Here is a 6,153-nt window from a genome sequence, read left to right as displayed (position 1 = left end):
TAAAGCACTCACTGATGAAACAATCTCATAACTAAGTACAATTTGAGGTGTTACACTTTTGCATTGCATTTCGTTACAGAAAGCTATTGCAAAAAACACTCAAGCTCTTTGCTACTGAATGAAGATGTATTTACCTCAGGCCAATTTCTAATATCTAATAACTCATGTGGAATAACCATATTTTCAATTACACGATTGTTCATACTAAACCCAAACCTCCAACTTATCTGATATTGGGACATTAGCAACATTAGAATGGATTTCTCCCCTATAAATAAGGTTCAGGATTACAGCTAGGATACGCTGTTTTGATATAGATTCAAGATATTCAGCTATATTTGATATTGAGTATCTTTCATTACTAATAAAGTTCAATACACGTTTTTTATCTAGCTCATTAGTGCTACCATCTTCTCGTAAATAAGGCAGGAGCTGTTTCATATTTTCTAAATATACAGGATTGCTTCTTATTTCTTTTTCAGTCCTCACGATGTGCTTGTATCCGTTCTCAGAACACCAATCCTGCTGTATTCTAATCTGTTTAAGTGTACGTAAGGACTTAGGGTTATTAACATCCAGTTCATTGGAATATTTTATTTCTAAAAATTGCTCAGTATTGTCTCTATACTTTACCCACATGTCTATAATAGACTCGGCATACCTACCATCATAGAATCTTTTAATCTTAACTGGCTGCTCACAGAAATCACTAACATTTGGATCTGTTTCGATCAAAACCCAATCGTCGTATTCAAGGTCACTATACATATGGACACTTCTTTTTAGTTTGGGACTATAAGCTTCCCAATAATTGCTGCCATAATGGGTGTTGCGTTTTGTATTGATAGGGGTGTACATAGTTTTTCACCTACTTTTAACATTACATTAGCTTACTGTTATTAGTTTATTATTAAAACATTTATCCCATTTTATCCATTAAGAGGTTTTAGTTGAAAAAATAAAGTAGGTTATTAACCTACTTAGTGACTATTTGCATTCTATTATTTCTACTCTGCAATCTTTGCCAAATTTCTGCACAAACTTGACTGCTTCATATCTTAATTCAATGGCTCTTTCGATATTTTTCATTATTTGATTCGATTTATGTAAATCTACATTATCGAAGTTAAATATACTTAATTCTCCGGAGTAATAGTCTTTAGTCTTAGTAAAATCAATGATGCCAACTGGAATTATATTTTTGTCTTCTTTACCCTCAATTATATACTCTATGTTATTGTCCTCTAGAAACTTTACAGAATTTAGCTTATTAATATCTATATATTCAGTATCTGGCTCATAAAATTGTCTTAAATCCTTAAATTTAGAGAACACTTTATCATTGTCATCTAAAACTTGATAACATACACAATATAATGTTTTACCATGATTAATATTCCATTTCCAATATTCTTTTTTAGTTTTCATTTATTATCTTCCCTTCATTCAGCTTATATCCATATTCAAATAAATAATCTCATGTAGCTCAAGCTTACTAAATTTTGTCTTGTCTTTTCTAAAAATATCTTTGCACTTATCAAATATACCTTTTTCTCTCATGTATTCTAAAACGTCATGATACTCCTCTTTTTCATATGTAACGTATAGTTCGTTCTCAGGCATGAATAGGATTGGTTCCCATCTATGTAGTTGAAATTCATTTTTAATAACCATACTAGGATGTATACAACCACAAAACAGTTTAGAAAGTATAATATCATTAAATCTATATCCATACGCCGGAATATCTAGTAAATCACATAAATGAATTATTGATTTAATATCATATCTATTATGTTGGTCGCCCCAATACCAGGTATAGCCTACAGGATAATATTTGTATATTTCTTTATTGTTGAATGTTTCTATTTTAGCACGTAGCAGCATATATATATCCTTAATTGAGCTCTCATCCTCATTGAAATTAGTTAAAAATAAAACGGTTACATCACTATATTTATCAATTAATCGAGAGATTTCATTTATAAAAGAAAAAGCGGTTTTAATTTTTAAAGATTTATAAATCTGATAGCCACCACATTCCAGCCAACCTTCATGTAGATTAAACAATTGGTTTGTTATGTCAATTAATTCTCTTGATAGTTTTTCTAAAAGAATATCTTTGTTCATTACTTCACTTGGTTTTATACTATATCTATTGTGTAAAAATCCTGATATCTCGGTTTCCTCTATGCCGTGTACTTTATATATTTCTATAAAACGTTGGACAAATGATTCAAAACCTCTATTTTGCTGAATTTCTTTATTGTTATTATCATACTTTCTATTATTGTTTTTTGAAGCACGTTCTAGCGATGCTTTAATCGCTTCACTTATCAGAGTGCCAAATACTTGCTCAAAGATGTTCATATAAAGTAATACCTCCAATACTTTAGGGTAAGTACAAATGAATGCTGAATATTACCTAAATACCTCGTATTTTTATATTCTCTTATGCTACTGCTATTTATGAACTAGGAATTGATTTATTAGCTTTAAGAAGCCTTCGTACCCTAAGACAATTGTTACTATTGAACTGATAAAACCTAATATAATGATAATGGAATTTATAAACTTTAATAGCCGGCTATATTTGACTCTATAAAACATACCTTCAGATATTATACCAAACCAATATAATACACTTAATGGCAACGCAATAATATATCTTACTGCCTCTGCTAAGCATGAAAATGGATTAATTAGCAATTTAGTTTCTTTATTAATCAGGTCTGATAAATCACCCTTGTGCCGTATAAACATATCTGCACATATTCGTGCAGAAGTATCAAACCGTTCCATCATTATAGAATTGTTCATTTCACGTATATATCCTCTCACTTCGGGAAGAAAGTTGATTAGAAGTTGATATTCTCTAACTGTAAACCCTTTCAATGGATCCGTATAGTGATAAATTACACCTGTTGCACCCAGCTCTTGCTGCATAGCATGTACCCTTTCAATAAGCCAAGCATACTTTTCGTTATCGAATCTATGATTATTTAGGGCCTCATTTAATAATCCTACAAAACAGTTATTATATTGCATTGTAAAGTCACATCTTTTAATAAGCTTTTGTATATTCATACGCTTTAGTATATATCCAAATATAATAAGCAGAAGAGCTAAGATGATAGTTAATATTGTATTACTCATAAAATCCCCCATAAATTTAGTATGGTTTTTAAAAGTTGAAATCAAGTATAAAATTTAGCTTTAATAGTATCATTTTGTTTAATATGCAGCCTTTCATTTGATTTTTTATTCATTTCCATATTGCTTTTATGTATTTCAGTCAACTGAAGTATAAGCAGCTTCAAGAATACTCTCGGCTTGTCCTATCATCATACGATAGTGGCTTCCATGCCCCATATTCTCGAAAATTAGTTTAAAAACGCGAATATAATTCTCCATAGTTCCACTTTCGTATGACATTACAAAATCATCGCTTATAAAGTGCGAGCCATCATTTATACAGGAAATTAAAGCCTTACAGATGATTTTATCTTCACCCTCAAATTGATCAATACATTTCTCATAATCCATACCGCCAATTATGTTAAAGTAATATTCAAGTATTCTACGTAGTGTATTAAATAGGGTCACCCGCTGATGGTACTCAACGTCTTTTAATTCAGCCCATAGCAATTCATAGGAAGTCTGAATTGGGTTCTCTTCGTAGAAAATGATATCGGAAATATTGTTTGCTTTCTTCACTACCCAATATGCCGTATAAGTAGTGGGATACTTTTTTCGGCTACCTAAGAAAGATACTTCTTTATGGAAGTACACGTTATGAGTCATTATAAATACTTGCTTGATACCCTTATCTTCATCAATACAGCCATTAAGAATGGTCCTCACTAATGTACTAATTATAAATAGAACATTGCTGTCTAGGCTAGAAATTGGGTCATCAACTACTACAACTTTATCAGTTGCAATGCCCGTTTTATCTTTACTACCATATATGAGATGATAGAAATACAAAAATGTGACAAAGTTATATTCACCTTCGCTAAGAGTCTTTTTTGCGTTACTACCATCAGGGCGAATAATCTTATAAGTTGCTTTTTCAGACGGATTTTCTGCTAATTCAAAACCATCAAACCCAAAACGCTTTAGGATGCCATTTATAGCATTAACAGTTGGAACAACACTTGTCAGTGTTTCTTCCTTATCTGCAATTAGTTTCTTGTGCTTAATTTCTTTTTCGGATTGCTCGGTAATCTTATTTGTAATTACATTTAATCCACGCATCTTTCCATCAAAACCTTTTTGATATTGCTGAATAGAATTGCGTAGCTCACAGGCAAAATACTGCCACAATAGCTTTTGACAACGCTCCTTTTCATTGGATTGGTTCTGCACAATATTATTATTTTTCTTAATTTCTGCGTTATAACCTGCAATAATTGTGTTTATTCTCTTCACTATAGGAACAATGCTATCAATATTCACTTTAGTAGCAGGCATAGCTATCTTATTTTGTATGTTACTTTTGTTTGCATCTATAAGAGCTGTTAATACTTCAACTTCAGCCTTAAACAGAATATAATCTAGTAGCAAAATAGGGTTGTCCGATATGTTTTTCAGTTGGGATAATAATGCATCAGTAAAGGACTTATATTGCCTTTCAAAATCACGTATTAATGCACATTCTTTTTTATAGACTTCATCAAAAAATTCTTCAATATCCTGCTGGATGACTTTCGGAAGCACTTGTTGACAATATGGGCATTTGCCTTCTGATTTTGCTGCATAAGTAATCCCTTGTTTTACCCAATCACTATTATGTAGAAATTCTATAAACGTTCCAATTGGTGTTTCGGCACTACCTGAAATACGTTTTCCTAACAAGGTGCATTCTTCGTTTTTAATAACATCTTCAGTATCTATTTCATTATAAAATAGATATGTCTCTCGTTCCTTGCTAAAAGCAATGTTATATAATTGTTCAATATCCTTTAATACCGGTGGGTTATCATTATCTATATTTGGGTATTCTTGCAAGCACTTGATACGAAAAGCCTTTTTACTCCCCCTATAACCGGACAAGGCTTCGCTAAACTTAGAACCGTATTTTTGTTGTACAGTCCAACAAGTTTCTTCAAAATCACTAGTAAGCTTGTCAATTTCCTGTGCCACTTTATCTCTAGAGCGAGTATGAGTTTCAATTAGTTTTGCACATTCATTTGCTTCTTTGCGTTGTTCAGAAATAAATTCCTGGGCTTCCTTTGAAGCTTGACCTAGAGTAAATATTCCACTAATCGTTTTGTTCTCTACAAAATTGTCTTCAACAAATTTCTTGTTATAGACAAGAACAGGAAGTTTTCTTCCATCTTCCCATGTAACATTACAGCCATCCTGAAATGTGTCTAGACCTAAGAAATTTGATAAAGTAGTTTTTCCACTTCCGTTACTACCATAGAAAAAATTAATCTTGCGAGGATTAATTGATACAGGATTTGTATATGTTGCAATATTTTGAATTTGAATATTTTGTATCATATAAGTCCTCCTCTCAGGTATTTTAAAACCATAATAGGTAAATCACTCATTTATCTTATAGTATCTCTTATTCTATGCCTACATGAGTGCATTCTCTATTTAGTATTCTGCCACTGGTAGTCCGAGTACAGCCTGGGTATAAAATAGCATTATAGGATTCCATCCTTCTTTCTCGCTTCATATGTTTCTAGCAAGAAAGAGCACATAGCTCCTGATAAGTTAACTGCTAATTCAGCGTGTCTACATAAAGGTCTATAATGAGCTTTACCTTGTCCATGAGCATCTCCAAGGTCATTTCTTAAACAACCCAAGCCACTAATTATCGCAGAACATCCACCTAGGATCTGCCTAAAAGTCTTTTCGCCGTGCTGAGAAGGTGAAAGGTTAAGCTTGTCTGAAACGAACTTATATAGCTCGTGTAAATCAATACCCTTCGAATGCTCAATCATAAGTTCATCTGCAATGGGGTGTGGTACGAGATTGTCGAGTACCCAAGCACGTATGTTTCTTGCCAATCCCGCCGTGCCACAGCGTAAGTGCATCGTTGAACTAAACCGCTAGCGCGGTGGCCTTTCACTTCTATTCCTAATTATCCCATATTTTAGTTACACTTTCCAGTAAACATCCGTTAGAATAAAATCA

Annotated in this window: 6 protein-coding genes; all 6 read right to left on the bottom strand. The window is 32.5% G+C overall.

Translation table 11 applies throughout. The annotated features are described in order from the left end of the window. Positions 1-204 precede the first annotated feature (204 nt). Complete coding sequence (locus ACESM9_RS13675; RefSeq protein ID WP_372999788.1) at positions 205-858, bottom strand: TnsA endonuclease N-terminal domain-containing protein; 654 nt, start codon at positions 856-858, stop codon at positions 205-207. A gap of 129 nt (positions 859-987) precedes the next feature. Next, positions 988-1,428 carry a hypothetical protein gene (locus tag ACESM9_RS13670; protein WP_372999785.1) on the bottom strand — a complete coding sequence of 147 codons (441 nt, stop codon included), beginning with the start codon at positions 1,426-1,428 and terminating at the stop codon, positions 988-990. Positions 1,429-1,446: 18 nt separating this feature from the next. Then, entirely contained in the window at positions 1,447-2,370 is a 924-nt protein-coding gene (locus tag ACESM9_RS13665) for a hypothetical protein (protein WP_372999782.1), read from the bottom strand. Positions 2,371-2,463: 93 nt separating this feature from the next. Then, a complete protein-coding gene (locus ACESM9_RS13660; RefSeq protein WP_372999779.1) occupies positions 2,464-3,156 on the bottom strand; it encodes a hypothetical protein in 693 nt (230 codons plus the stop codon). A gap of 135 nt (positions 3,157-3,291) precedes the next feature. Then, positions 3,292-5,511, bottom strand: a complete 2,220-nt coding sequence (locus tag ACESM9_RS13655; RefSeq protein ID WP_372999776.1) for an AAA family ATPase — start codon at positions 5,509-5,511, stop codon at positions 3,292-3,294. A gap of 149 nt (positions 5,512-5,660) precedes the next feature. Next, positions 5,661-5,960 (bottom strand): abortive infection family protein, encoded by a 300-nt coding sequence (locus ACESM9_RS13650; RefSeq protein ID WP_372999773.1) that lies wholly within the window; start codon positions 5,958-5,960, stop codon positions 5,661-5,663. Positions 5,961-6,153: the final 193 nt, after the last annotated feature.

It is taken from the genome of Lutispora sp., from assembly GCF_041687175.1.
In the GTDB taxonomy this organism is placed as follows: domain Bacteria; phylum Bacillota; class Clostridia; order Lutisporales; family Lutisporaceae; genus Lutispora.
Note: the sequence above shows the minus strand (reverse complement) of the source record. Positions and strands in the feature narration are given on the sequence as shown.